Origin of the sequence: Phenylobacterium sp., assembly GCF_013822795.1 — a bacterium.
Classification (GTDB): Bacteria; Pseudomonadota; Alphaproteobacteria; order Caulobacterales; family Caulobacteraceae; genus Phenylobacterium.
Genome location: NZ_PNLB01000010.1, coordinates 44,275 through 69,778, shown reverse-complemented (window position 1 = coordinate 69,778; position 25,504 = coordinate 44,275). Strand labels below are relative to the sequence as shown.

Annotated in this window: 27 protein-coding genes; 19 read left to right on the top strand and 8 right to left on the bottom strand. The window is 68.2% G+C overall.

The annotated features are described in order from the left end of the window. Positions 1 to 40: 40 nt before the first annotated feature. The 3 genes from dapA to C0481_RS10695 are packed head-to-tail and all read left to right on the top strand — an operon-like array spanning position 41 to position 2,113. A complete protein-coding gene (dapA, locus tag C0481_RS10705) occupies positions 41 to 925 on the top strand; it encodes a 4-hydroxy-tetrahydrodipicolinate synthase (RefSeq protein ID WP_293403476.1) in 885 nt (294 codons plus the stop codon). Further along, positions 925 to 1,380: an SsrA-binding protein SmpB gene (gene smpB, locus C0481_RS10700; RefSeq protein ID WP_293403474.1), complete on the top strand. Its 456-nt coding sequence runs from the start codon at positions 925 to 927 to the stop codon at positions 1,378 to 1,380. The genes dapA and smpB overlap by 1 nt, the downstream gene beginning before the upstream one ends. Then, positions 1,373 to 2,113 (top strand): GNAT family N-acetyltransferase, encoded by a 741-nt coding sequence (locus C0481_RS10695; protein WP_293403472.1) that lies wholly within the window; start codon positions 1,373 to 1,375, stop codon positions 2,111 to 2,113. The genes smpB and C0481_RS10695 overlap by 8 nt, the downstream gene beginning before the upstream one ends. Positions 2,114 to 2,119: 6 nt before the next feature. On the opposite strand, the gene C0481_RS10690 is transcribed toward C0481_RS10695, so the two are convergent. The 3 genes from C0481_RS10690 to C0481_RS10680 form a co-directional block, all read right to left on the bottom strand. Continuing rightward, entirely contained in the window at positions 2,120 to 2,836 is a 717-nt protein-coding gene (locus tag C0481_RS10690; RefSeq protein WP_293403470.1) for a PEPxxWA-CTERM sorting domain-containing protein, read from the bottom strand. A gap of 137 nt (positions 2,837 to 2,973) precedes the next feature. Next, positions 2,974 to 3,636, bottom strand: coding sequence for a uracil-DNA glycosylase (locus tag C0481_RS10685; protein ID WP_293403468.1), 663 nt, complete (start codon positions 3,634 to 3,636; stop codon positions 2,974 to 2,976). Then, positions 3,636 to 4,232 (bottom strand): NYN domain-containing protein, encoded by a 597-nt coding sequence (locus C0481_RS10680; RefSeq protein ID WP_056018351.1) that lies wholly within the window; start codon positions 4,230 to 4,232, stop codon positions 3,636 to 3,638. Before C0481_RS10680 ends, C0481_RS10685 begins: the two co-directional genes overlap by 1 nt. Between C0481_RS10680 and folK the strand changes: the two genes are divergently transcribed. The 4 genes from folK (at position 4,231) to C0481_RS10660 (ending at position 8,197) form a co-directional block, all read left to right on the top strand. Then, entirely contained in the window at positions 4,231 to 4,767 is a 537-nt protein-coding gene (gene folK / locus C0481_RS10675) for a 2-amino-4-hydroxy-6-hydroxymethyldihydropteridine diphosphokinase (protein WP_363223420.1), read from the top strand. The genes C0481_RS10680 and folK overlap by 2 nt on opposite strands. Positions 4,768 to 4,850: 83 nt before the next feature. Next, on the top strand, positions 4,851 to 5,489 hold the full coding sequence (locus C0481_RS10670; protein WP_293403463.1) for an HAD hydrolase-like protein: 639 nt from the start codon (positions 4,851 to 4,853) through the stop codon (positions 5,487 to 5,489). A gap of 84 nt (positions 5,490 to 5,573) precedes the next feature. After that, complete coding sequence (rpoZ, locus tag C0481_RS10665; protein WP_293403461.1) at positions 5,574 to 5,933, top strand: DNA-directed RNA polymerase subunit omega; 360 nt, start codon at positions 5,574 to 5,576, stop codon at positions 5,931 to 5,933. A 95-nt stretch (positions 5,934 to 6,028) separates the two neighbouring features. Further along, positions 6,029 to 8,197: a bifunctional (p)ppGpp synthetase/guanosine-3',5'-bis(diphosphate) 3'-pyrophosphohydrolase gene (locus C0481_RS10660; protein WP_293403459.1), complete on the top strand. Its 2,169-nt coding sequence runs from the start codon at positions 6,029 to 6,031 to the stop codon at positions 8,195 to 8,197. A 39-nt stretch (positions 8,198 to 8,236) separates the two neighbouring features. On the opposite strand, the gene C0481_RS10655 is transcribed toward C0481_RS10660, so the two are convergent. Then, positions 8,237 to 8,674 (bottom strand): CBS domain-containing protein, encoded by a 438-nt coding sequence (locus tag C0481_RS10655; protein WP_293403457.1) that lies wholly within the window; start codon positions 8,672 to 8,674, stop codon positions 8,237 to 8,239. Positions 8,675 to 9,159: 485 nt separating this feature from the next. On the opposite strand from C0481_RS10655, the gene C0481_RS10650 reads away from it, so the two are divergent. Next, on the top strand, positions 9,160 to 10,887 hold the full coding sequence (locus C0481_RS10650) for a D-aminoacylase (protein WP_293403455.1): 1,728 nt from the start codon (positions 9,160 to 9,162) through the stop codon (positions 10,885 to 10,887). After that, the gene (locus C0481_RS10645; protein WP_293403453.1) at positions 10,881 to 12,146 is read left to right on the top strand and encodes an amidase; all 1,266 of its coding nucleotides are present in this window, start codon (positions 10,881 to 10,883) and stop codon (positions 12,144 to 12,146) included. The genes C0481_RS10650 and C0481_RS10645 overlap by 7 nt, the downstream gene beginning before the upstream one ends. On the opposite strand, the gene C0481_RS10640 is transcribed toward C0481_RS10645, so the two are convergent. Together C0481_RS10640 and C0481_RS10635 are read right to left on the bottom strand one after the other, a co-directional pair. Beyond that, positions 12,143 to 12,511 (bottom strand): hypothetical protein, encoded by a 369-nt coding sequence (locus C0481_RS10640; RefSeq protein ID WP_293403451.1) that lies wholly within the window; start codon positions 12,509 to 12,511, stop codon positions 12,143 to 12,145. The genes C0481_RS10645 and C0481_RS10640 overlap by 4 nt on opposite strands. A 121-nt stretch (positions 12,512 to 12,632) precedes the next feature. Further along, positions 12,633 to 13,364: a glutathione S-transferase family protein gene (locus tag C0481_RS10635; protein ID WP_293403449.1), complete on the bottom strand. Its 732-nt coding sequence runs from the start codon at positions 13,362 to 13,364 to the stop codon at positions 12,633 to 12,635. Positions 13,365 to 13,403: 39 nt separating this feature from the next. On the opposite strand from C0481_RS10635, the gene pyrE reads away from it, so the two are divergent. The 3 genes from pyrE to acpS are packed head-to-tail and all read left to right on the top strand — an operon-like array spanning position 13,404 to position 15,138. After that, on the top strand, positions 13,404 to 13,988 hold the full coding sequence (gene pyrE, locus C0481_RS10630) for an orotate phosphoribosyltransferase (protein ID WP_293403447.1): 585 nt from the start codon (positions 13,404 to 13,406) through the stop codon (positions 13,986 to 13,988). Beyond that, complete coding sequence (locus C0481_RS10625) at positions 13,985 to 14,743, top strand: pyridoxine 5'-phosphate synthase (RefSeq protein WP_293403445.1); 759 nt, start codon at positions 13,985 to 13,987, stop codon at positions 14,741 to 14,743. The genes pyrE and C0481_RS10625 overlap by 4 nt, the downstream gene beginning before the upstream one ends. Further along, entirely contained in the window at positions 14,740 to 15,138 is a 399-nt protein-coding gene (acpS, locus tag C0481_RS10620; protein WP_293403443.1) for a holo-ACP synthase, read from the top strand. The genes C0481_RS10625 and acpS overlap by 4 nt, the downstream gene beginning before the upstream one ends. A gap of 2 nt (positions 15,139 to 15,140) precedes the next feature. Here acpS and C0481_RS10615 read toward each other — a convergent pair whose 3' ends face one another. Both C0481_RS10615 and C0481_RS10610 read right to left on the bottom strand, forming a co-directional pair. Beyond that, positions 15,141 to 15,503, bottom strand: coding sequence for a nuclear transport factor 2 family protein (locus C0481_RS10615; RefSeq protein WP_293403441.1), 363 nt, complete (start codon positions 15,501 to 15,503; stop codon positions 15,141 to 15,143). Positions 15,504 to 15,526: 23 nt separating this feature from the next. After that, complete coding sequence (locus C0481_RS10610) at positions 15,527 to 16,423, bottom strand: EamA family transporter (protein ID WP_293403439.1); 897 nt, start codon at positions 16,421 to 16,423, stop codon at positions 15,527 to 15,529. 247 nt (positions 16,424 to 16,670) lie between these two features. Between C0481_RS10610 and lepB the strand changes: the two genes are divergently transcribed. From lepB to aspS, 7 genes are all read left to right on the top strand, one after another. After that, complete coding sequence (gene lepB / locus C0481_RS10605) at positions 16,671 to 17,444, top strand: signal peptidase I (protein ID WP_293403437.1); 774 nt, start codon at positions 16,671 to 16,673, stop codon at positions 17,442 to 17,444. Continuing rightward, the gene (rnc, locus tag C0481_RS10600) at positions 17,441 to 18,139 is read left to right on the top strand and encodes a ribonuclease III (protein WP_293403435.1); all 699 of its coding nucleotides are present in this window, start codon (positions 17,441 to 17,443) and stop codon (positions 18,137 to 18,139) included. Before lepB ends, rnc begins: the two co-directional genes overlap by 4 nt. After that, positions 18,136 to 19,071 (top strand): GTPase Era, encoded by a 936-nt coding sequence (gene era / locus C0481_RS10595; RefSeq protein ID WP_293403433.1) that lies wholly within the window; start codon positions 18,136 to 18,138, stop codon positions 19,069 to 19,071. Before rnc ends, era begins: the two co-directional genes overlap by 4 nt. Positions 19,072 to 19,111: 40 nt before the next feature. Then, a complete protein-coding gene (recO, locus tag C0481_RS10590; RefSeq protein ID WP_293403431.1) occupies positions 19,112 to 19,843 on the top strand; it encodes a DNA repair protein RecO in 732 nt (243 codons plus the stop codon). 73 nt (positions 19,844 to 19,916) lie between these two features. Continuing rightward, complete coding sequence (gene parC / locus C0481_RS10585) at positions 19,917 to 22,166, top strand: DNA topoisomerase IV subunit A (RefSeq protein WP_293403429.1); 2,250 nt, start codon at positions 19,917 to 19,919, stop codon at positions 22,164 to 22,166. A 72-nt stretch (positions 22,167 to 22,238) separates the two neighbouring features. Beyond that, on the top strand, positions 22,239 to 23,567 hold the full coding sequence (locus tag C0481_RS10580; RefSeq protein ID WP_293403427.1) for a serine hydrolase domain-containing protein: 1,329 nt from the start codon (positions 22,239 to 22,241) through the stop codon (positions 23,565 to 23,567). 96 nt (positions 23,568 to 23,663) lie between these two features. Next, the gene (gene aspS / locus C0481_RS10575) at positions 23,664 to 25,493 is read left to right on the top strand and encodes an aspartate--tRNA ligase (protein WP_293403425.1); all 1,830 of its coding nucleotides are present in this window, start codon (positions 23,664 to 23,666) and stop codon (positions 25,491 to 25,493) included. Positions 25,494 to 25,504: the final 11 nt, after the last annotated feature.

Sequence of the window (25,504 nt, the reverse complement as noted above, 5' to 3'; positions counted from 1 at the left end):
CCGCAACAACTGGCCTCGCTTTCACGGCTTTTTGCAGACCATGTCAGATACCTTGTTCAAGGGCGTGATGCCGGCCCTGGTGACTCCGTTCCGCGATGGCGCGGTGGACGAGAAGGCGTTTGTCGCCCTCGTCGAGCGTCAGATCGCGGGCGGCGTCCACGGCATCGTGCCCGTGGGCACCACCGGCGAGACCGCGACCCTTTCCCATGACGAGCACCGCCGGGTGGTCGAACTGGCGGTCAAGACCGCCGCCGGCCGCGTGCCGGTGGTCGCCGGCGCCGGCTCCAACTCGACGGCCGAGGCGATCGAGCTGGTCCGTCACGCCAAGACCATCGGCGCCGACGCCGCCCTGGTGGTGACGCCGTACTACAACCGCCCGAACCAAGAGGGCCTCTACGCCCACTATGCGGCGATCAACGAAGCCGTGCAGCTGCCGGTGCTGGTCTACAACGTGCCTGGCCGCACGGCGGTCGACATCAGCAACGAGACCCTGGGGCGCCTGTCCAAGCTGCCGAACATCGTCGGCATCAAGGACGCCACCGCCGACATGACCCGCGCCACCGTGCAGCGCCAGCTGTGCGGCGAGGACTGGGTGCTGCTGACGGGCGACGACCTGACGGCGCTCGGCTACATGGCCCACGGCGGCCACGGCTGCATCTCGGTCACCGCCAATGTGGCGCCCGACCTCTGCGCCACCTTCTACAACGCCGCCATGGGCGACGATTGGAAGACCGCCCTTTACTGGCAGGACCGCCTGTTCCGGCTGCACCGTTCGCTGTTCTCGGACGCTTCGCCGGCCCCGACCAAGTTCGCGCTCTCGCACCTGGGCCTCTGCGCCGAGGACGCGCGCCTGCCGATCGTGCCGGCGTCGGAGGCTTCGCGCGCCGAAGTGCTGGCCGGGATGAGGGAAGCCGGCGTCATCTGATGTCCGGTAAGCTGATCGCAGAAAACCGCCGTGCGCGGTTCGACTACTTCCTCGAAGAGACCTTCGAGGCAGGGCTGATGCTGACCGGATCGGAGGTCAAGTCGCTGCGCACTGGCCGGGCCAACATCGCTGAGTCCTACGCCTCGGTAGAGGGCGACGAGGTCGTGCTGATCAACGCCGACATCCCGCCCTTCGCTCAGGCCAACCGCTTCAATCACGAGCCGCGGCGGCACCGGAAGCTGCTGCTGCACCGCAAGCAGTTGGACAAGCTGATCGGGGCGGTGACGCGCGAAGGCCGCACGATCATCCCGACCAAGCTCTATTGGAACGAAAAAGGGCTGGCCAAGCTGGAGATCGCCTTGGCCAAGGGCAAGAAGCTGCACGACAAGCGCGAGGCCACCGCCGAGCGCGATTGGCAGCGCGACAAGGCCCGGCTGCTGCGCGACCGTGGCTGACGTCGAAGCCATCGAGCGGGCGACCGTCGCGGCGGTGGCGCCGCGAGAGGTGCTGGAGATCGGCGGTTGGCTGGTCGCCCTGAACGACGGCACCATTCGCCGGGCGGCCAGCGCGGTTCCGCTGAGCCACGAGCTGGCGGCCGATCCCCGTGTGATCGGCCAGATCGAAGCGGCCTATGCTGAGCGCGGTCTAACGCCGGCGTTCCGGATCGCCGACGAGCCGGGTCTGGAGGCTGTGCGGGCCGAGCTGGCGCGGCGCGGCTATGGCTTCGAACAACCGACCCTGGTGAAGGTTGGCGGCGCGGCAGGAATGATCGCGGCGGCGCGCGGCGAGGCGGCTAGCGTCGCCAGCGCGCCCGACGCGGGCTGGGCGCGGGTGTTCACGAGCGAGGGCTTCGACGAGGCCGACGGCCGCAACCGGGTGGCGGCGCTGACGCGCTCGCCCGACGCCGTCTATGGCGGGATCGCCGAGGGCGACCTGACCCTGGCGGTCGGCGTGGCCGCTTTCGGCCATGGCTGGGCCAGCGTGCATGGAATGCGCACCGACGCCTCGCGGCGCGGAGAGGGGCTGGCTGGACGGGTGCTGGCGGGTCTGGCCGGCGCGGCCCAGGCGCGGGGCCTGGAGCGCGTGTTCCTGCAGGTCGAGGAAGCGAACGCCGGCGCGCGCAGCCTGTACCGGCGCGCCGGGTTCGCGAAAGCCTGGCGATACTTCTACTGGAGCCGCCAAGCCTGAGCCGTCTTAGGCGGCGAGCGCCAGGCTGCGGCGGCGGCGCAGGGCCGTGCCGGCGAGACCGAAGCCGGTGATCATCATCGCCCAGGTGGCCGGTTCCGGAACCGCCGAGCCGACGCCATAGGTGACGTTGTCGACGCCCCAGGCGTCGCTGCCGGGCCGGCTGATGGTGATGCTGTTGAAGCCTTGGGCGTCGGTGAAGCCGAAGTAGCTGGCGCCGCCGTTCGCGTTCGCCGCGAGGTCAAAGGTCTGGCTCGAGCCGTTGTTGTAGTTGACCTGGATCGTCGCGCCGAAGGCGCTTTGGACGCCGGTGGCGTAGAAGCCGAAGGCGTGGCTGATCTGGTCGAAGTTGAAGGTCAGCGTGCCGTTCGGGAAGCCCAGCCACTGCGAGCCGCCGGCGGTCACGTTGAAGCCGTACAGGTCGCCGGCGGTCGTATTGCTGACGCCGCTGAACCCAGCGCCGAAGTTCGGACCGGTCAGGGTCAGCGACGCGCCGGGCGCGGCGTAGTTGGTCGAGTAGCCGGCTGCGAAATTCTCAAAGTCGAGCGAGGTCAGCGCGCCATAGCTGGCGGCGTCGGCCAGGAAGCTGGCCTCGGCGGCGGCCGAGTTGGTGAACGGACCGGCGGTCGAAGCGCCGTCGTCGCTGCCGGCGTAGGTGGTCGCCTGAGCCGCGATGGGCAGGATGGAAAGCGCTGTCGTCAGGACAGCCGCGGAAAGTGTGCGCACGAGATTACCCCCCCAGTTGGCCATCGGCTCGAAGGCGAGCGCGAGGGGGACATCTTGTCCCGCGTGGGGTTTCGCCGGATTCCGCAAGCGGCGAAACAACATTCAACTAACGCGGGTATGTGGGCGCGCGTTTCGGTTCAGGCGGCGTCGATCAGCTCGCGCGCGCGGCGGAACACGGCCTCGAACATCTCGGCGGTGAGGCGGCCGGTGTTCGTGTTGAGCCGCGAACAATGATAGCTGTTCAGCACGACGTAGGGGCCGGCCTGGAATTCCGAGCCGTGGCCGGGGATGCCGGCCGACGCCTTCAGGCCCAGCGCCTTCAGGACATTGCGCCGTGCGACGTCGCCCAGGGTGACGATCACCTTCAGGTTGGGCAGGTCCTTGAACCGCTGGGTCAGGAACGGGCGGCAGGTGTTCTCTTCGCTGGTCTCGGGCTTGTTGCCCGGCGGGGCGCAGCGGACCGCATTGGTGATCATGCACTCGTAGAGTTCGAGCCCGTCATCGGTGCGGGCGTCAAACTTGTCGTTGGCGAACCCGGTCTTGAAGAGGGTGTCGTAGAGCATCCAGCCCGCATGGTCGCCGGTGAACGGGCGACCGGTGCGGTTGGCGCCGGTGCGACCGGGCGCCAATCCCGCGACCAGCAGGCGCACGCTCTGCGGCCCGCCGACCGGGACGAAGGATGGGGCAGGGCCGTTCCACCAGTCGGGGTTCTGGGCGGCGTTGGCCTGGCGATAGGCGACCAGGCGCGGGCATAGCGGGCAATCACGGGGCGGCTCGGCGCCCCAGAGCTCAACCGACATCAGAGCTCGGCGTCGACGTCGTGCTCGTCGCGGGCGGCGCGGCTTTCCTGGATGAAGCGCGGGAGGCGCGAGGGCCGGCCGATGATGTCGGCCAGGTCGGCGAGGTCCACGAAGTTGTCGGCCTGGCGGCGCAGGTCGTCGGAGGCCATCGGCGGCTGCGACTTGACGGTCGAGACCACGGTGACGCGGGCGCCCCGGCGCTGAACCGCCTCGACCAGGACCCGGAAGTCGCCGTCGCCGGAGAACAGCACCAGATGGTCGGCGTGGGCGGCCATCTCCATCATGTCGACGGCGATCTCGACGTCCATGTCGCCGCGCCAGCGCTTGCGCCCCTGAGCGTCGGTGTACTCGCGGGCCGGCTTCGTCACCAGGCGGAAGCCGTTGTAGTCGAGCCAGTCGACCAGCGGGCGGATCGGCGAATACTCCTGATCCTCGACCAGGGCGGTGTAGTAGTAGGCGCGCACCAGCACGCCGCGCTTGCGGAACTCTTCCAGCAGCTTGCGATAGTCGATATCGAAGCCCAGCCCCTTGGCGGCGGAGTACAGGTTCGCTCCGTCAATGAAGAGCGCCAGCCTGTCCGTGGGGTAGAAAGTCATGAGTGCGAATAATCCTGCGAAAATGTCTCTGGGCGTAGATCCGGACGATGCTGCGGTTGTCGCCTTGGGCGGGAATGTCGCCGGCGACTATGGTTCGTCCGAAGCCCTTCTCGAGGCGGCGCTCGCTCGTTTCGCGGAGGCGGGATTGCCCATCCTGCGTCGGTCGTCCTGGTGGCGCTCCGCCGCCTGGCCCGACCCGAGCGATCAGGAGTATCGCAACGGCGTTGTGCTTGTCGAGGCTCGGCTTTCGCCCCAGGCGCTTATCCGAACATTGTTCATGCTGGAGAACGAATTCGGGCGCATGCGCAGCGCCCGGAACGCCCCGCGGACCCTCGATCTCGATCTCATCGCCCATGGCCGAATCGTCTCCAACGACCCCGAGCTGACCTTGCCGCATCCGCGGGCGCATGAGCGGCTGTTCGTCATGGGGCCGCTGGCGCAGATCGCGCCAGAGTGGCGCCATCCGGTGCTGGGCCGGACGGCGGCGGAACTGGCCGCCAGCGCCACCGTCGGCCTCGACGCGGCGCCGCTTTAACGTCGCAGGGCGCTCTGCAAAGTTGACGCGCCCGTCATGCAGGTATACGGCGCGGCCCCTTCTCGAGGCGGCAGGATCGTCCCGTGGGCTATCGGCTCATCATCTTCGACTTTGACGGGACACTGGCCGACAGCGCGGCCTGGTTCGCCGGCGCGCTGAACGGCGTGGCGCGCCGTTACGGCTTCCGCGAGATCGGCCTGGCCGAGATGGCGAGGCTGCGCGGGCGGCCCAGTCGCGAGATCATGCAGACCCTGAAGGTCAATCCGTGGAAGCTGCCGTTCATCGCCGCGCACATGCGCCGGCTGGCCGCGGAGGCCGCGCCGTCGATCAATCTGTTTCCCGGGGTCGCCGACATGCTGCGGCGCCTGGCTGCGCGGGGGGTGAAGGTGGCCATCGTCAGCTCGAACAGCGAGGCGGTGGTGCGCCAGGTGCTGGGCCCTGAGCTGGCCGGGCTGGTCGCGCATTACGGCTGCGGCGCGTCCATTTTCGGCAAGGCGACCAAGTTCCGCCAGGTGATCCGGGCGGCCGGCGTGGGCGAGGCCGACGTGCTCAGTGTGGGCGACGAGGTGCGCGATATCGAGGCGGCGCGGCGCATGCGCCTGGCGGCGGGGGCGGTGACCTGGGGCTACGCTACGCCGGAGATTCTGCAGGCGCAGCGGCCCAGCGCGATGTTCGAAACCACGGACGACGTGCTGCGTGAGGCCGGGCTCTGCGGCATCTAACCCGTCGCTCGCCGGGCTTGCGGCGTTGCACAATCGCCGCGAAGCCTCTATTTTGTTCGGTTCTACCGCCCCTCTGAGGATTCCATGGCCCGCGTCACCGTCGAAGATTGCGTCGAGAAGGTCCCCAACCGCTTCAGCCTCGTGCTGCTGGCGGCGCATCGCGCCCGCGCCATTTCGGCCGGCGCCCCGCTGTTGGTCGACCGCGACAACGACAAGAACCCGGTCGTGTCGCTGCGTGAGATCGCCGACGACGTGGTGGACGCCGAGGAGCTGCGCGAAAACCTGATCGGCACGCTGCAGCGGGTCGATGAGCGTTCGGAAGCCGAGGAAGAGGCCGAAACCCTGGCCCTGCTGGCGGATCCGACCCACATGCAGATGAGCGAGCTGGAACTGGTTCGCGCGCTTCAGAGCGACCGTGACGGCGGCCAGGAGGAGCGGTACTGAGCCCAGAAGGCGCAGAACCCCTCACTGTCACGGCGGCGCCTCAACAACCGCCCGCCGACAAAACTGATGCGCCGGTCGCCAAGCAGCGGCCGAAGATGCTTCGGCAGTACGAGCTGATCGACAAGGTCCGCTCGTACGATCCGACCGCCGACGAGTCGGTGCTGAACCGCGCCTATGTCTACGCCATGCGCATGCATGGGTCGCAGAAGCGTGCGTCCGGCGATCCCTATTTCGCCCACCCGATCGAGGTGGCGGGGATCCTGACCGACTATCGGCTCGACACCGCCACCATAGTCACCGCCCTGCTGCACGACGTGATCGAGGACACCCCGGTCACGCCCGACGACATCCGCGGCCTGTTCGGGCCCGAGATCACCGAGTTGGTCGAGGGGGTGACCAAGCTCACCAAGCTGGAACTCAACAGCGAGCGGACCAAGCAGGCCGAGAACCTGCGCAAGTTCATCCTGGCCATTTCCAAGGACGTGCGCGTCCTGATGGTCAAGCTGGCCGACCGCCTGCACAACATGCGGACGCTGCACTACATCTCCAGCCCGGCCAAACGTGAGCGGATCGCCCGCGAGACCCTGGACATCTACGCGCCGCTGGCCCGCTCGATCGGCTGTCATCGCATCTGCACCGAGCTCGAAGAGCTGTGCTTCGAACATCTGAACCCGGTGGCGCGCGACGCGATCGGCCGGCGGCTCGAAGCGCTGCGCATCGAGCAGGGCGCGGCGGTGTCGATCGTCTCGGGCGAAATCGCCGCCAAGCTGGAGGCCGCCGGCATTCCGGCGCGGGTCTTTGGCCGCGAGAAGAACGCCTATTCGATCTGGCGTAAGCTGCAGCGCAAATCGATTGGTTTTTCTCAGCTTTCCGACATCTACGCCTTCCGGGTGATCGTCGATACCGAGGCCGATTGTTATGCGGCCCTGGGGGTGATCCACCGCGCCTGGCCGAGCGTGCCCGAGCGTTTCAAGGACTTCATCTCGACCCCCAAGCGCAACAACTACCGCTCGCTGCATACGACGGTCGTGGGGCCCAAGGGCATGCGGATCGAGATGCAGATCCGCACCGAGACCATGGATCGGATCGCCGAGGATGGCGTCGCGGCCCACTGGCGCTACAAGAATTCGTCCTATGGCTTTGATCCTGAGGACCAGGCCGCCGGCGGCGGGCGCGACCCGCTGGTCAACCTGCGCCATCTGGTCCAGGTGCTGGAGCACGGCGGCGACGTCGAGGAACTGGTCGAGCACGCCAAGCTCGAGATGTATCTCGACCAGGTCTTCGTGTTCACGCCGAAGGGCCGGTTGGTCAGCCTGCCGCGCGGGGCCATGCCGCTGGACTTCGCCTATGCGGTCCACACCGACGTCGGCGACACCTGCATCGGGGTGAAGATCAACGGCGAGCTCAAGCCGCTGCGCACGACGCTGCAGAACGGCGACGTGGTCGAGGTGATCCGCGGGCCCAAGCCTGTGGTGCCGCCGGACTGGCGCTCGCTGACCGTGACGGGGCGTGCGCGCTCGGCGATCCGCCGCCATATCCGCCAGACCGAGCGCGAGGAGTTCGTGCGGTTGGGCCGGGCGAGCCTGGACCAGACCTTCGAGCGGGCCGGCAAGTCGCGCAAGGACGTGCTGCTCAAGCCGTCGCTGGAGCGGTTCGCGGTGCCGGCCGAGGAGGACCTGTTCGAGCTGGTCGGGCGCGGACGGATCTCGCCGACCCAGGTGCTCGACGTCATCTTCCCCGGTCTGAAGGCGGCGGACCGCGAGGCCGCCGTGGCCACGCGCCGGATCGAGGGCGGCAAGGGCGCGCGGCTCTATGTGCGCGGCGGGGGACTGACGCCCGGGGTGTCGCTGAACTTCGGCCAGTGCTGCACGCCGGTGCCGGGCGACCGCATCGTCGGGATCCTGGAGCCGGACGGCACGGGCCTGACGGTTCACACCATCGACTGCGCGCGGCTGGCCGAGTTCGAGGACCGCGAAGAGCTGTGGCGTGACCTGCAGTGGACGGCGGAGGCCGAGCGCAACACCGTGACGCTGTCCAAGCTGACGGCGACGATCCGCAATGCGCCAGGGGTGCTGGGCCAGGCCTGTACGGCGATCGGCGAGGCGGGCGGCAACATCGTCAACCTACGCATGCACCGGCGACAGTCGGACTTCTTCGACGTCGACTTCGATGTCGAGGTCAAGGACGCCCGGCACCTGACCCATATCGCCGCGGCGCTGCGCGCCTATCCCAGCATCGAGACGGTCGACCGCGCCAAGGGGTGAGGGAACGGCGCTCCCGCTCGGAGAGCGCCGCGCTCGCGATCAGTGAATAGACTGCGAGTGTTCGCCGCCGGGCCGCACGATGCCGCCGAGCGCCTCGCCGGTGCGGGAGGTCTGGCCGATGGAGGCGAGGTCGGCCAGTGAGACGATGCCGATCAGCCGCTTGTCGCGGTTGAGCACCGGCAGGCGGCGCACCTGGATATCGCCCATGTTGCGCAGGACGGCGTCGCTGTCGTCGTCCTCGAAGCAGTATTTAACCTCGCGGCTCATGACCTCGGCGACCTTGGCGTCCGGGCCCTTGCCATGTGCGATGCCGCGTACGCAGATGTCGCGGTCAGTGATCATGCCGACCAGCCGGTCGCCGTCGGCGACGGGGAGGATGCCGGCGTCGAGCTCGGCCATTATCCGCGCGGCGTCGCGAAGGGTCTCCTGCGGGCTGGCCATCTTGACGTTGCGGGTCATGCAATCGGCGACTTTCATGTCGGGACTCCGTACTTTGGGGGAGCCGGCGACGCGGGCCGGCCTCTGCGGCAAACGGCCGGGAACGGCGGGCGTTCCGATGGGCGCGACGGTGGAACCGGGCCCAAAAACAGCGAAGCCCGGGGGTCTAGGACCCACCGGGCTTCAAGTCCGACTATCGTTTTCCATCGCTGGCTGATTTGTCGGGCTGGTTTTCGATTTTCATCTCCAACCGTCTGATCAACGGGTGACCGCGCCGGTGGGTTCCTGGCCAGACGAGAAAAATCCGCGGACGGACGAAGGGCGACAAAAAAGCCCAGAAGGCCGGCGAGGCGCTCCTGGGCTTTCGGCCGATCTCGAGTTTGCGTTTCGGGGATCGGGCTGTCCGTAGACATGCCTTTCAACCGCGCAGGCGCGGATCGGTTCCCGGCCAGGTGGAAATTTCCTCGCGGCGCCCGTTCTGCGGGGGCCTGACACGACGCGGATTCTCCCGTCACATGCGCGGCATGCACAAGCCGCTCGCGCTCGCCGCCTTCCTGCTCGCCACCACCGCCGCCCAGGCGACATCGCCGCCCGCCTATGACGTCCTGATCCGCAACGCGCAGATCTATGACGGCTCGGGCCAGCCGCCGTTCAGGGGCGAGGTGGCGATCGCCGAGGACCGCATCGCCTATGTCGGTCCCAAGGCGCCCGAGAGCGCGCGCACGGTGATCGACGCCGGCGGCAAGGCGGTGTCGCCCGGCTTCATCAACATGCTGTCGTGGGCGACCGAGAGCCTGATCGCCGACCCCCGCGGGCTGTCGGACCTCAAGCAGGGCGTGACGCTGGAGGTGATGGGCGAGGGGACGTCGATGGGACCGCTGAGCCCGGAGATGAAGCGGCTGGAAACCCAGCGCATGGGCGACATCAAGTACGACATCGGCTGGACCAGCCTGGACGAGTATCTGACCTGGCTCACCCGGCGCGGATCGGCGCTGAACGTGGCCTCGTTCGTCGGGGCCGCGACGGTGCGCGAGCACGTGTTGGGCGAGGGCGACGTCGATCCGACCCCCGAGCAACTGGCGGCGATGCGCCAGCTGGTGGTGGACGCGATGCAGGACGGGGCGTTGGGGGTCGGCTCGTCGCTGATCTATGCGCCTGCGAGCTATGCCGAGACGCCGGAGCTGGCGGCGCTGGCGAGCGAGGCGGGGCGCTGCGGCGGGATCTACATCAGCCACATGCGTTCGGAGGCCGATCGGCTGCTGGAGGCGATCGACGAGCTGATCGAGATCTCCAAGCAGTCCGGGGCGCCGGCCGAGATCTATCACCTGAAGCAGGCCGGCAAGACCAACTGGGACAAGCTGGACCCGGCCATCGCCCGTATCGAGGCGGCGCGGGCGGCGGGCCACCGGATCACGGCGGACATGTACACCTACACCGCCGGCTCGACCGGGCTGGATGCGGCCATGCCGCCATGGGTGCAGGCCGGCGGTGTCGAGAGCTGGATCGGGCGGATGAAGGACCCGACCACCCGCGCCAAGGTCATCGCCGAAATGCGGCGGGAAAAGCCGGACTTCGAGAACCTCTACCGCCATGCCGGTGCGGAGGGCACGCTGCTGGTCGGTTTCAAGAACCCGGCGATGAAGGGGCTGACCGGCAAGACCCTGGCGCAGGTCGCCAAGGAACGTGGCGTCTCGCCCGAGGACGCGGCCATCGACCTGGTGATCGAGGACGGCAGCCGGGTGCAGGTCGTCTACTTCCTGATGTCCGAGCAGAACGTGGCGCGCCAGACGGCGCTGCCCTGGATGAGCTTCGGGTCGGACGCCTCGGCCCAGGCGCCGGAGGGGGTGTTCCTGAAGTCGAGCACCCATCCGCGCGCCTATGGCAACTTTGCGCGGCTGCTGGGCAAGTACGTGCGCGAAGAGAAGACCACCAGCCTGGCTGACGCGGTCCGGCGACTGTCGGCGTTTCCCGCCCAGAACCTGGGTTTGAAGGACCGCGGAATGTTGAAGGCCGGCTACTATGCCGACGTAGTGGTGTTCGATCCGGCGACGATCGGCGACGTCGGCACCTATGAGCAGCCCAAGCAGTTCGCGGTCGGGGTCAGCGACGTGTTCGTCAACGGCAAGCAGGCCTTGAAGGACGGGGAGCCGACCGGACAGCTGGCCGGCCAGGTGGTGCGCGGGCGCGGCTGGACCGGCTGGAGCGACGGCGGTTGCCGGGTGAGCGCCAAGGACTGGAGCTGGACATGGTGAGCCCCGACGCGCGTCGCCGGTTGGGCGGGCGGCTGCACGCCTTCACCCAGGTGTTCGACCCGCCGCTGGGCTCCGGCGACGGACCGACCTTCGCCATCAAGGACCTGATCGACGTGGCGGGCGTCCCCACGGGGGGCGGCGGGGTGGTTCCGCTGGACGTCGCGCCGGCGCTGAATGCCGTGGCCGTGCAGCGGCTGCTGGACGCCGGCTACGTGGCCGTGGGCAAGACCCACACGGTGGAACTGGCCTTCGGCGGCTGGGGCACCAACCGCTCGGTCGGCGCGCCGTGGAACCCCTGGGACGCGGCGGCGCACCGGGCGCCGGGCGGCTCGTCCAGCGGCTCGGCGGTGGCGGTGGCGAGTGGACTCTGCGACGTCGCGCTGGGCACCGACACCGGCGGCTCGATCCGCATTCCGGCCGCCGCGTGCGGCGTGGTGGGCCTAAAGCCGGGACGCGGGCTGGTGTCGACGCGCGGCGTGCACGACCTGGCGCCCAGCCTGGACACGCTGGGGCCGCTGGCGCGCTCAGTGGCCGACGCCGCCCGGGTGCTGGAGATCATCTCCGGTCCGGACGGAGCTGGCGCGACGCGCCCGCAGTTCGACGCACAGGCGGCGCTGGCCGCCGACGTGCGCGGCTGGAAGGTGGCGGTGCTGCCGATGGAGGCGATGTCGCCGATCGATCCGCAGGTCGCCGAGCTCTATCGCGCCGCCATCGGACGGCTGGCGGACTTGGGCGTGCAGATCGAGACCGCGCGGACGCCGCGGCCGTTCGCCGACTACTTCATCCCCAACGGCTGGCTGATGGCGGCCGAAGGCTGGCGGGTGCGCGGCGCGCATATCGAGGCCAATGGCGAGCTCATGGACCGCTGGGTGGTCAAGCGCTTCGAGGGCGGACGCGACGTGACCGACGCCCAGTTGGCCCAGGCGCTGGCGCGCCGCGCGGCCGACCAGCGGGAGTTTCAGGACTGGATGTCGCCCTACGACGCGCTGCTCTCGCCGACGCTGCCGATCCCGGCTCCGCCGATCGAGGACGTCGACGAGACCGCCTCGCCGTTTTCGGCGATGACCCGGGCCGGCAACTACCTGGACCTGCCGGCCGCGAGCGTGCCGATGGGGCTGACCAGCTCGGGATTGCCGGCCGGCCTGCAGATCATGGGGCGGATGGCGGACGAGGTCTCGGTCGTCGCCCTGGCGGCGGCGTTCGAGGCGGTGTCAGGCTGGAACGGCCGGCGGCCTGATCTGGCGGGTTTCGGGGGCTAGGGCGCGCCGTAGTGGATGCGGGCGGGGAGGCCCGGCGCGATGGGGCCGGCGGCCTTGGGTTTGGGCTGGGCGGCTTCGGCAGTCTTGAGCTCTTCAGCTGGCTTGGACCGGCAGAAGATCTTGATGCTGCAGATGTCGATCCTCTGGTGGCGCAGGGACAGGGTCCAGCGCGCTAGCCTCGTCACCTCGGTCAGGCGGCCCGGCTTGATGCGCTGAAGGCCCCAGCGGCCCCAGGCCTCGGCGCCGTAGACGAAGCGGTCAAGCACGACGGGGTGGCGGGGCGCGGCGGCGGCTTCTGCGGCTAGGGATGCGGTGGAGATGACGACCACGCCGAGCGCCCCTGCGAGAAGGACCTTGCTACGCATCACCACCACCCAACCCTGTTTTGAACGCCGAAGCGAATCCGCACGACGCTGTTATCTGCGGGCGCTTCGTGGCGCTCATGTGGCGAGGCCGGTGGTGGAGTTCAACTCCTGGCGGCGCCGGTCAGACCGCCTTGGCGGCTCGGTCGCGGGCCGTCTGTTGCTGAACCACGATGCCCTGACGGGTTTCGTCCAGGATGCGGGCGACGATCGGGTCGGTCTGGATGGCCTTCCAGTAAGCGGCCAAGCGGGGAAGGGCGAACAGCGGATCGGGCGTGCCGAACACGCTGGGGATCCACTCGCTGGCCAGCACCAGCTGCGGGGCGATGGCGCCGTCCGCCTGGGTCAGGCCCTGGCCGACAGCATAGCCCTCGGTTCCGATGAAGGTCTCCAGGTAGGCTAGGGCCTCGGCCAGCTTGCCGGCGGCCGCCTCGACGACGGCCGGCTCCCAGTGGCGGCGCGAGCGGCCGGCGAGGGTGAAGAGCGGAACCATCGCCATGACCACGTAGAAGTCGCAGATCCGCGCCAGCAACCGCATCTGCGCCCGCGCCCAGGGATCGGCGGGCCGCAGCGCGGGCTCGGGATAGGCGTCCTCGAGGTATTCGCAGATCACTTCGGACTCGGGCAGGGCGCGGCCGTCGTCGAGCACAAGGGTCGGAACCCGGCCGATCGGATTGACCTTCAGATACTCGGCCTTGGTTTCCTCCGACGCGCCGAAGCCGGGCGGGTGGATGATCTCGACCTCGATCCCCTTGGCGTAGAGCAGCAAGCGCACTCGGCTGGGGAATGGCGAGTCATAGGTCTGGAACAGCTTCACCGGTCCGTCCTCCCGACGCGAATTGGTCGATGACAGCATGCCGGGCGTTCGGTAATCCGCAAGGTCAGGAGACCCCACATGAACACTGACGACGTCCTGGAAGAGTTCCGCGCCTCGGGCGCGCTGCGCGAAGGCCATTTCGTGCTGTCGAGCGGCCTGCACTCAGGGACGTTCCTGCAGAAGAACCTGGTGTTCCAGTATCCCGAGCGCACCGCGCGGCTGTGCAAGGCGCTGGCCGAGAAGATCAAGGAAGCGGTGGGCGAGGTCGACCTCTGCATCTCGCCGGCCGTGGGCGGGATCATTCCCGGCTACGAGACCGCGCGACAGCTGGGCGTGCCGTCGATGTACGTCGAGCGCGAGGGCGGCGAGTTCAAGCTGCGCCGGGCGTTCGAGATCCCGCCAGGCGCGCGGATCGCCATGGTCGAGGACATCGTCTCGACCGGCCTGTCGTCGCGGGAGTGCGTGGAAGCCATCAAGAAGGCCGGCGGCAACGTCGTGGTCGCGGCCTGCATCGTCGATCGGTCCGGCGGCCGCGCCGATCCGGGGGCGCCGTTCGTGGCCCTGGCGCGGCTGGACGTGCCGGCCTATCCGGCCGACCAACTGCCGCCCGAGCTGGCGGCGATCCCGGTCGAGGACCCTGGCAGCCGGAGACTGAGCAAGTGAGCAAGCTGCGGCTGGGCGTGAACATCGACCATGTGGCGACCATCCGGAACGCCCGTGGCAGCAGCTATCCCGATCCGGTGCGCGCGGCCGAACTGGCCATCGCCGCCGGGGCCGACGGCATCACCGCCCACCTGCGCGAGGACCGGCGCCACATCTCCGACGCCGACATCGAGGCGCTGGCGGCGATCACCCGCAAGCGCGGCCGGCCGCTCAATTTCGAGATGGCGGTGACGCAGGAGATGGAGGCCATCGCCCTGGCCCACCTGCCGCATGCGGCGTGCCTGGTGCCTGAACGGCGCGAGGAACGCACGACCGAGGGCGGCCTCGACGTGGTCGGCGGTCACAACCACATCGCTCCGGTGGTCAGCAAACTGGTCGCCGCCGGCGTGCGGGTCTCGTGCTTCATCGACGCTGACCCCGCACAGGCCGCCGCCGCCAAGGCCATGGGCGCGCAGGTGGTCGAGTTCCATACCGGGGCCTATTGCGACGCCGTCCGTGAGCGCTCGCCGGACGCGCCGGCCCTGCTGGAGGGCTTGCGGGCCGCTGCGGCGGAAGCGGGACGCCTGGGCCTGGAAGTGCACGCCGGGCATGGCATCGACTACGAGACCGTCAAGCCGATCGCGGCGATCCCGGAAGTGATGGAGCTGAACATCGGCCACTTCCTGATCGGCGAGGCGATCTTCGTAGGCCTCTCGCCGGCGATCCACCGCATGCGCGCGTTGATGGATGAAGCGCGGGTGGGGAAAGCAGCGTGATCATCGGCATCGGGTCCGATCTGTCCGACATCCGCCGCGTCTCCGACACGCTGGCGCGGTTCGGCGAGCGCTTCACGAACCGCATCTTCACCGAGATCGAGCGGACGCGCTCGGAGCGCAAGCCGGACCGCGCTTCGAGCTACGCCAAGCGGTTTGCGGCCAAGGAAGCCTGCGCCAAGGCGCTGGGCACCGGCATGCGAGCGGGCGTGTTCTGGCGCGACATGGGCGTTGTCAATATGCGTTCGGGCCAGCCGACCATGGCGCTGACCGGCGGCGCGGCCGAGCGGCTGGCGAAGATGACGCCGCCTGGCCACAAGGCGGTGATCCACCTGTCGCTGACCGACGACCACCCCTATGCGCAGGCCTTCGTGATCATCGAGGCTGTGCCGGAGTAGGCCTAGGCCATCTGGCGCGGGTCGTAGAAGAAGGTCTCGCGGGCGATCTTGTCGCCGCGCCAGGTCTGCCAGGCGACTTCCTCCATGGCTTTGGCCGGTCCCTCGTGCGGGGTGAAGGTGAAGCGCCAGCGGATGACGACCGTGTCGCCGTCGATGAGCGGCGGGGCGAGGAGCTCGGTTCCGACGCTGGCCATCCGGGCCAGGGTGCGGGCTTCCCCGTCCATCAGCAGATCGCGGCCGACGCGGGGAGCACCCTGATTTTCCTGCATCGAGGTGTCGTCGTGATACCAATCGCGGATGGCGCCGACATGATCGCCCGACAGAACCTGGGCGGTGAAGGCGTCGACGGTCTTGCGCTCGGGCATGGGCGATCTCCTCGCCCGGAAAGCTAAGCTCGCACGAGGCGCCGTTCCAGGCGCGGCCAGAAGATATTCAGCGCCAGGCCGCTCATCACCAGGGCGGCGGCCATCAGCTTCCACGCGGGCAGGCTCTCGCCGAGGAACACGGCTGAGGCGCCCATGCCGAACACCGGGACCAGCATGGCCATCGGGGTGATGGTCGCAGCCGGGTGGCGCGACAGCAGCCAGCCCCAGGCGGCGTAACCGAACAAGGTGTTGCCCACCGATTGCCAGAGCACCGCGGCCCAGGTGGCGGCGTCGGCGGCGCGGACGCCCTCGATCATGGCGGCAGGGCCTTCGAAGACCAGGGCGAGGATGAGGAGGGGCGGGACGGAGAACAGGCTGGCCCAGACCACATAGGCGAGCATGTTCACCTGGCCGGCGGCTCGGGAGAAGGCGTTGCCGCCGGCCCAGCTGGCCGCGGCGGCCAGGACCAAGACTAGGCCAATCGGCGTCACCGAGGCGTCAGTGTTGTGGCTGACGATAACCAGAAGCCCGACGGCCGCCAGCGCCAGGGCGGCGATCTGGAAGCTGCGCAGGCGCTCCTTGGCCAACCACATGGCCAGGCCGATGGTGAAGAACACCTGGGTCTGGACGACCAGCGAAGCCAGGCCCGGGGAGATGAACCCGTTGATCGCGATGTAGAGCAGGCCGAACTGGCCGGCGCCGATCAGGACGCCGTAGGCGGCGAGGTTTTTCCACGGCACGTCCGGCTTCTTCAGGAAGAACACCGCCGGCAGCAGGGCGAAGGTGAAGCGCAGCACCGCGAAGGTCAGCGGCGGCAGGTGGTCGAGGCCGATGCGGATGACCACGAAGTTGGTGCCCCACACCGCCACCACGGCGAGAGCGAGCAGCACGTGGGTCAGCGGCAGGCCTGGGCGAGTCATGAGGTGGTGATACTCCCGGGTCGGCGCGGGGCAAGGCAGGAAAGTTGCGGGTGGTCGCTAGAAGCCCTGGATATCTCGTCGCAGGCCGCGTGCGAAAGAAAGCCCAATGCTGGCCTGGAGTTTGCTTGGGTTGGCCGCAAAATGGCCGTATCGCGCCACGAGGAGAGTCCTCCGTCGCGCGCTTGCTCAAGGCCAATGCAACGTCTAGCTAGGCGAACTGTCCGCTGCTTCGGGCTAAGGATGTAAGATGACCGACCGCGCAGAGACCGCTTCTGAAAAAGCCAGCGGGGTGAACGATTTCGTCGAGATCGTGAAGACCGTGGCTTACGCGCTGCTGATCGCGCTGTTCCTGCGGGTCTTGTTCTTCCAGCCGTTCACGATTCCGTCGGCCTCGATGGAGCCGACCCTGCTGGAAGGCGACTACATCATCGTCTCGAAGTACTCCTACGGCTATTCGCGCCACTCGATCCCGTTCAGCCCGCCGCTGTTCAAGGGCCGGATCATGGAGCGCGCGCCTGAGCGCGGCGACATCATCGTCTTCAAGCTGCCGCGCGACGGGCGCACCGACTACATCAAGCGACTGATTGGCCTGCCGGGCGACCGGGTGCAGATGCGCCAGGGGCGGTTGTGGATCAACGGCAAGGAAGTCGTCGATAAGGAACTGCCGCCGGTGATGATCGACTCCGGCTACGGCTTCACCCGCAACGTCCAGCGCTTCCAGGAAACCCTACCGGGCGGCCGGACCTTCACGACCTATGACTTCGGCCCCGACGGCGACGTCGACAACACCCCGACCTTCGTGGTGCCGGAAGGCCACTTCTTCTTCATGGGCGACAACCGCGACAACTCGCTCGACAGCCGCGTGCCGGCCGAGATCGGGGTGGGCTTCGTTCCGGCCGAGAACCTGGTCGGCAAGGCGCGGATCATCCTGTTGTCGTGGAACCCCGGGGCGTCGCTGTTCAAGCCCTGGACGTGGGTGCTGAACGCGCGGCCCAGCCGGTTCTTCAATATCCTCCAATGAACAGGCGAGAAGCCGCGGTCGCCGAACTCGAGGGCCGCATCGGCCACGTATTCCATGACCGCGAGCTTCTGGAGCGCGCGCTGACGCACGCCAGCGTTGGAGACGGCGCGCTCAAGGTGCGCCACTACGAGCGGCTGGAGTTCCTGGGCGACCGGGTACTGAACCTGCTCGCGGCCGAGCGGCTGATGGCGCTGAACTCTGAGGCGCGGGAAGGGGAGATGAGCCGGCTGATGGCCGGGCTCGTCAACTACCATGCCTGCGCCCGCGTCGCCCGGCGGATCGGCCTGCCGAACGCCCTGCGCATGGCGGCCAGCGCCAGCAAGATCGGCGCGCGCGACAAGGACACCGTGCTGGGCGATGCCTGCGAGGCGCTGATCGGGGCGATCTACATCGACGACGGGCTGGAAGCGGCTCGGGCCTTCTTCCTGGAGTTCTGGGCCGAGGAGTTCGCGCGCCTGGACGAACCGCAGATCAAGGATCCGAAGACCCAGCTGCAGGAATGGGCCCAGGGCCGCGGCATGCCGCTGCCGCTTTACAAGGTGGTCGGACGCGAAGGCCCCGACCACGCTCCCTCGTTCACCGTTTCGGTGACCGTGGGCGATTATGAACCTGAACTTGCCGAAGGCCGTTCCCGTCAGGAGGCCGAAAAGGCCGCGGCCACGGTGATGTTGCTCAAACGCGAAGGACCTCAATGACCACCCGCGCCGGCTTCGCCGCGATTATTGGAGCCCCGAATGCGGGCAAATCGACCCTGACCAACCGACTGGTCGGGGCGAAGGTCACGATCGTGACCCAGAAGGTCCAGACCACCCGCTTCCCGGTGCGCGGCGTCGCCATGGAAGGCGAGTCGCAGATCGTGCTGGTCGACACCCCCGGCATTTTCTCGCCGCGCCGCCGACTGGACCGGGCGATGGTGCGCTCTGCCTGGGGCGGAGCCGACGAGGCTGATGTAACCGTGCATCTGGTGGACGTGCAGGCCGAGCTGGCCGCCGCCGAACCGGGCGCCAAATCCGCCGACAAACGCTCGGCCGCCGACGTCCAGATGATCGTCGAGGGGCTGAAGACCTCGGGCAAGAAGGTGATCCTGGCGCTCAACAAGATCGACGGCGTCAAGCGCGAGCGTCTGCTGGCGCTGGTCCAGGGGCTGTACGACGCGGGGGTCTACTCCGAGGTCTTCATGATCTCGGCCGCCGATGGCCAGGGCGTCGATGACCTGAAGACGCGGTTGGCCGAGCTGATGCCGGAAGGGCCGTGGCTCTATCCCGAGGACCAGACCGCCGATCTGCCCGCGCGGCTGCTGGCCGCGGAGATCACCCGCGAGAAGCTGTTCCTGCGGGTGCACGAGGAGCTGCCCTATGCGGCGGCGGTGGAGACCACCGCGTTCCAGGAGCGCAAGGACGGTTCGGTGCGCATCGAGCAGTCGATCTATGTGGAGCGCGAAAGTCAGCGGCCGATCGTGCTGGGCAAGAACGGTCAGACCCTGAAGTGGATCGGCCAGAAGTCGCGCGAGGAGCTGATCGAGCTGTTCGATCGCCCGGTGCATCTGTTCCTGCACGTGAAGGTGGACGAGCGCTGGGCCGACAAGCGCGAGTTCTATGGCGACGTGGGCCTGGATTTCGACGTCTAGCGCCCTAGGTTGGCGTGATGATCCCGACGGCTCGCGGTTGATGGAATTCGAAGACGACGCCTACGTGCTGTCGGCTCGCGCCCACGGGGAGACCGGGGCGATCGTGGAACTGCTGACCGCGCGGCACGGAAAGTACGCCGCCCATGTCGCGGGCGGGGCCTCGCGGCGGATGAAGCCGTTCCTGCAGGCCGGGGCGCGGACCATCGTCCACTACCGTGCGCGGGTTTCGGACCAGCTTGGCTCGGCGCAGCTGGAGCCGGTGGGCGAGGGGCCCTCGGCGCTGTTCGACGACCGCATGGCGCTGGCCGGCCTGGCCGCCGCCGCGGCGGTGGCGGCCGCCGCGCTGCCCGAGCGTGAGCCGCATCCGGGGGTGTTTCTGGCCTTCGAGGCGCTGACCGCGGCGCTGATGGCGCCCGAGATCTGGCCGGCGGTGTTCGTGCGCTTCGAGGCGGGGCTGCTGCAGGACCTGGGCTTTGGCATGGACCTGTCCAAGTGCGCGGCGACCGGGTCGGTCGACGACCTGATCTATGTCAGTCCCCGGACGGGGCGGGCGGTGAGCCGCAACGCCGGCGAGCCTTACAAGGACCGGCTGCTGGCGCTGCCGCCGTTCATGCTGTCGGCCCAGACCGGGCTGGCGGCTGGAGACGTCAAGGCGGGCCTGGACCTGACCGCGCACTTCCTGGAGCTGTTCGTCTTCGGCCCCGTCAACAAGCCGCTGCCGCCGGCCCGTGTGTGGCTGGTCGAGCGGCTGTTGGAGGCCCAGCGGCTCTAGCCCTCAATCCGCCGCGGCGACTTCCGCGGCGTCGCCCGTTAGAACGGGACTGAACTGCGAGTTTGATTCGATCATGACCAAGCACACTCCCCCGCCGGGCGACGGCGAAGGCGACCGCATCATCGACGAGCCGCTGACCGAGGCCCTGTCTCGGCGGTACTTGGCCTATGCGCTCTCGACCATCACCGGCCGGGCGCTGCCCGACGTGCGCGACGGGATGAAGCCGGTCCACCGGCGGTTGATGTACGCCATGCGCCAGCTGCGGCTGGACCCGAACACCACGGCCAAGAAGTGCGCCCGCGTGGTCGGCGATGTGATCGGTAAGTACCACCCGCACGGCGACACCGCGGTCTATGACGCCCTGGTGCGCTTGGCCCAGGACTTCGCCCAGCGCTATCCGCTGGTCGACGGCCAGGGGAACTTCGGCAACATCGACGGCGATAACGCCGCGGCCATGCGATACACCGAGTGCAAGCTCACCGTGGCTGCGCAGCTGCTGCTGGACGGCATCGACGAGGACGCGGTCGACTTCCGCCCGACCTATGACGGCGAAGACGAGGAGCCCGTGGTGCTGCCGGCCGGGTTCCCGAACCTGCTGGCCAACGGCTCGAGCGGCATCGCCGTGGGCATGGCGACCTCGATCCCGCCGCACAACGCCGCCGAGTTGATCGACGCCTGCCTGGTGCTGCTGGAAGATCCGAACGCCGATACCGCGCGCCTGATGGAGCACGTCCAAGGCCCCGACTTCCCCACTGGCGGGGTGATCGTCGAGCCGCGCGAGAGCATGCTGGAGACCTACGCCACCGGTCGTGGCGGGGTGCGGGTGCGGGCGCGCTGGGAGAAGGAAGACACCGGGCGCGGGACCTACCAGATCATCGTCACCGAGATTCCGTACCAGGTGAAGAAGGCCGATCTGGTCGAGCAGCTGGCCGACCTGATCGAGACCAAGAAGGCGCCGCTGCTGGGCGACGTGCGCGACGAGAGCGCCGAGGACGTGCGCCTCGTGCTGGAGCCCAAGAACCGCAACGTCGAGCCCGAAGTGCTGATGGAGAGCCTGTTCAAGCTCTCGGCACTGGAGAGCCGGTTCCCGGTCAATATGAACGTGCTGGACGCCAAGGGCGCGCCGGGCGTGATGGGCCTGCGCCAACTGCTGCAGTCGTTCCTGGATCACCGCCGGGAGGTGGTGGTGCGCCGGGCGCGCTTCCGCCTGGAAAAGATCGAAGCGCGTCTGCACATCCTGGACGGCTTGGTTATCGCCTTCCTGAACCTGGACGAGGTGATCCGCATCGTCCGCTATGAGGACGAGCCCAAGGCCAGGCTGATCGAGGCCTTCGAGCTGTCGGACATCCAGGCTGACGCCATCCTCAACACCCGCCTGCGCCAACTGGCCAAGCTGGAGGAAATGGAGCTCCGGCGCGAGCACGCCGAACTGGCCGAGGAGCGCGACGGGCTGCTGAAGATGCTGGCCTCGGACCGGGCGCAATGGCGCCTGGTCGGGGTGGGTCTGAAGGACGTGCGCGCGATCCTGGGTCCCGACACCAACCTGGGCAAGCGTCGCTCGATCTTCGACACCGCCCCGGTGGTCGACGCCGAGGCGGCCATGGAAGCGATGATCGTGCGCGAGCCGATCACCGTGATTCTGTCCGAGCGCGGCTGGATCCGCGCCGCCAAAGGCAAGGTCGAGGACCCCTCGGAGCTGAAGTTCAAGGAAGGCGACAAGCTGGGCTTCATCGTCGCCGCCGAGACGACCGACAAGCTGCTGATCTTCGCCTCGGACGGCAGGTTCTTCACCATCGGTTGCGACAAGCTGCCGGGTGCGCGCGGTCACGGCGAGCCGTTGCGGCTGATGCTGGACCTCGACGACAAGACCGACATCATCGACATCTTCCCCCACAAGCCGGGGACCAAGCGGGTCATCGCCTCGAAGGAGGGCTACGGCTTCATCCTGCCCGAGGAGGAGGCGATCAGCTTCCGCCGGGCCGGCAAGCAGGTGCTGAACGCCGGGGCCAAGGGCGCGGCCTTCGCGATGCCGGTGAGCGGCGACCACTTCGGCGTGGTCGGCGACAACGGCAAGATCCTGATCTTCCCGCTGTCGGAGCTGCCGGAGATGCCGCGCGGCAAGGGCGTGAAGCTGCAGACCTACCGCGAGGGCGGACTGCGCGATGCAGTGGTGTTCAACGCCGAGGAAGGCGCGACCTGGATCGACACCGCCGGCCGCACCCGTGTCTGGGGTGAATGGCGCGAATGGCTGGGGCGGCGCGCCGCAGCCGGCAAGCTGGCGCCAAAGGGTTTCCCCACCAGCAAGCGCTTCAAGCCGAAATAGCTTTGGCGACACCTTGTAGGTGTCGGATGCAACGCTAAGCTTCGCCGGCCGATGTTCGGGAGGGGAAGTTTCATGAAGCGCCATCTGCTGGCGAGCGCTCTGGCCGCGGTTTCGCTGACCTGGGCGCTCGCGCCCGCCGCCTGGGCCAAGGAGCCCGTTGCGGGGCTAGCCCCGGCCGCCAGCCCCGAGGCGCTCGGCTTCGACAGCGCCCGGCTGCAGCGGTTGGATGTGGCGATGGCCAAGGCGGTCGCCGACGGCAGGGTGGCCGGCGTGCAGACCCTGTTGGCGCGGCATGGCCAGGTCGTCGCGTTCAACACGCATGGCAAGGCGAACCTCGAGACCGGCAAGCCGCTCGAGAACGACGCCATCTTCCGCATCTATTCGATGTCCAAGCCGGTGACCGGCGTGGCGATGATGATCCTGTTCGAGGAAGGCCGCTGGCGGCTAGACGATCCGATCACGACCTATCTGCCCGAAATGAAGGACCTGAAGGTCTGGAAGGGCGTGGACGCCAACGGCCAGCCGATCCTCGAACCGGTGAAGCGCCCGCCGACCATGCGCGAGCTGATGAGCCACACCGCCGGGTTCGGTTATGGCCTTGGCGACAAGCACCCTGTGGACCGCATGTTCCGTGAGCAGCGGGTCTTGGGCTCGACCGACCTGAAGGCCCTGACGACCAAGGTCGCGGCCATCCCGTTGATGTATCAACCGGGCGAACAGTGGAGCTATTCGGTCGCCGTCGACCTGCAGGGCGCGGTGGTCGAGCGGCTGTCGGGCCAGAGCCTGGGCGACTTCCTGGAGAGCCGCCTCTTCAAGCCGCTGAAGATGAACGAGACCGGCTTCTACACGGGCGCCGCCAACGCCTCGCGGTTGCCGACGCCGTACATCGGCAATCCCACGACGGGGAAGATCGAAGAGGCCAAAACCCTCGCGGGGCAGCCCATCCAGAACTTCGTCGACAAGCCGCGGCTGGAATCGGGCGGCGGCGGCTTGGTGTCGACCACGCGCGACTACGCCCGCTTTGCGCAGATGATCGCCAACGGCGGCGAGTTGGACGGCGTGCGGATCCTGTCGCCCGCCTCGGTCGAGTTGATGGGGACCAACGTCATCCCGCAGGCGGCGTTGGTGTCGTCGAACGGCTCGACGACGTCGTCGTTCAACGAGGCGGTTGGGTTCGGCCTCGATTTCATGGTGGTCAACGACCCGCGCAAGGCCGGCACCCTGGAAGGCAAGGGCACGATGAGCTGGGGCGGCGCGGCCGGCACCTGGTTCTGGGTCGATCCGACCAACGACGTGGTCTTCGTCGGCATGATCCAGCGCTATGGCGGCACCGGCGGGCCGGACCTGGGCGGGCTGACGCGGACGCTGGTCTACCAAGCCCTGGTCGACCCGGCGAAGTAGGAGAAGCGAGGGGAGGGAATGGGCTCGGCTCCTTGACTTTCGGGGCCCTACATGCGCCCTTCCGCCCTCGATTTTCAGAGCCTTAGCGACTCCCCCATGCACGCCTACCGCACCCATACCGCAGGCGCTCTTCGCGCCGCCGACACGGGCAAGACCGTCCGCCTTTCGGGCTGGATCCACCGCAAACGCGACCACGGCGGTCTCGTGTTCATCGACCTGCGCGACCACTACGGCCTGACGCAGCTGGTGATCAGCCCGGAGACGCCGGGCTTTGACGTCATCGAGCGCCTGCGCGCCGAAAGCGTCATCCGCATCGACGGCGAGGTCGTGGCCCGCAGCCCGGAAACCGTGAACGCCAACCTGCCGACCGGCGAGGTCGAGGTGCGCGTGCGCACCGTCGAGGTGCTGTCGGAAGCGGCCGAGCTGCCGCTGCCGGTCTTTGGCGAGCCGGATTATCCGGAAGAAATCCGCCTGAAGCACCGCTATCTGGACCTGCGTCGCGAGACGCTGCACCGGAACATCGTGCTGCGCTCGAAGGTCATCCACTCGATCCGCAACCGCATGATCGACCAGGGCTTCCTGGAGTACCAGACGCCGATCCTGACGGCTTCGTCGCCGGAAGGCGCGCGCGACTTCCTGGTGCCCTCGCGGATGCACCCGACCAAGTTCTACGCGCTGCCGCAGGCGCCCCAGCAGTTCAAGCAACTGCTGATGGTTTCGGGCTTTGACCGCTACTTCCAGATCGCGCCGTGCTTCCGCGATGAGGACCTGCGCGCCGACCGTTCGCTGGAATTCTATCAGCTCGACGTCGAGATGAGCTTCGTCACCCAAGAGGACGTGTTCGCGGCGATCGAGCCGGTGATGCACGGGGTGTTCGTGGAGTTCGGCGGCGGCAAGCGCGTCTCGCCGATCGACCAGGCGATGTCCTACGAGGACGACTTCGGCAAGACCATCGAGCACCAGGGCTTCGAGCGCCTGACCTATGTGCAGTCGATGGCCCGCTACGGCACTGACAAGCCCGACCTGCGCAACCCGATCATCATGCAGGACGTCTCCGAGCGCTTCCGCGGGGGCGGGTTCGGCCTGTTCGCGCGCATTCTGGAAGACGCCAAGAACGCGGTCTGGGCGATCCCGGCCCCGAAGGGCGGCAGCCGCGCGTTCTGCGACCGCATGAACAGCTGGGCGCAGGGCGAGGGCCAGCCGGGCCTGGGCTACATCTTCTGGTCGGAAGACCAGGGCGGCTGGGGCGGCCCGATCGCCAAGAACCTGGGTCCCGACGCGACCACCGCGCTGATGACCGGCATCGGCATGGGGCAGGGCGACGCCGCCTTCTTCGTGGCTGGCGACCCCAAGGTGTTCGCGAAGTTCGCGGGCAACGCCCGGACGAAGGTGGGCACGGACCTGAAGCTGGTCGACGAAGACCAGTTCAAGTTCTGCTGGATCGTCGACTTCCCGATGTTCGAGTGGAGCGAGGAAGAGCAGAAGGTCGACTTCTCGCACAACCCGTTCTCGATGCCGCAGGGCGGGCTGGACGCGCTGCTGAACCAGGACCCGCTGACCATCCGCGCGTTCCAGTACGACATCGTCTGCAATGGCTATGAGCTGTGCTCGGGCGCGATCCGGAACCACCTCCCCGAGGTGATGGTGAAGGCGTTCGAACTGGCCGGCTACGGCTCCAACGTCGTCGAGGAAGAGTTCGGCGGCATGCTGAACGCCTTCCGTCACGGCGCGCCGCCGCACGGCGGCCTGGCGCCCGGCATCGACCGGATCGTCATGCTGCTGGCCGGCGAGACCGCCATTCGCGAAGTCATCGCCTTCCCGCTGAACCAGCAGGGCCAGGACCTGCTGATGAACGCGCCGTCGGAAGTGCTGGAGAAGCAGCTCAAGGAGCTGCACATCCGCCTGGCGCCGCCGATCAAGGTCTGAGGCGCGACGAC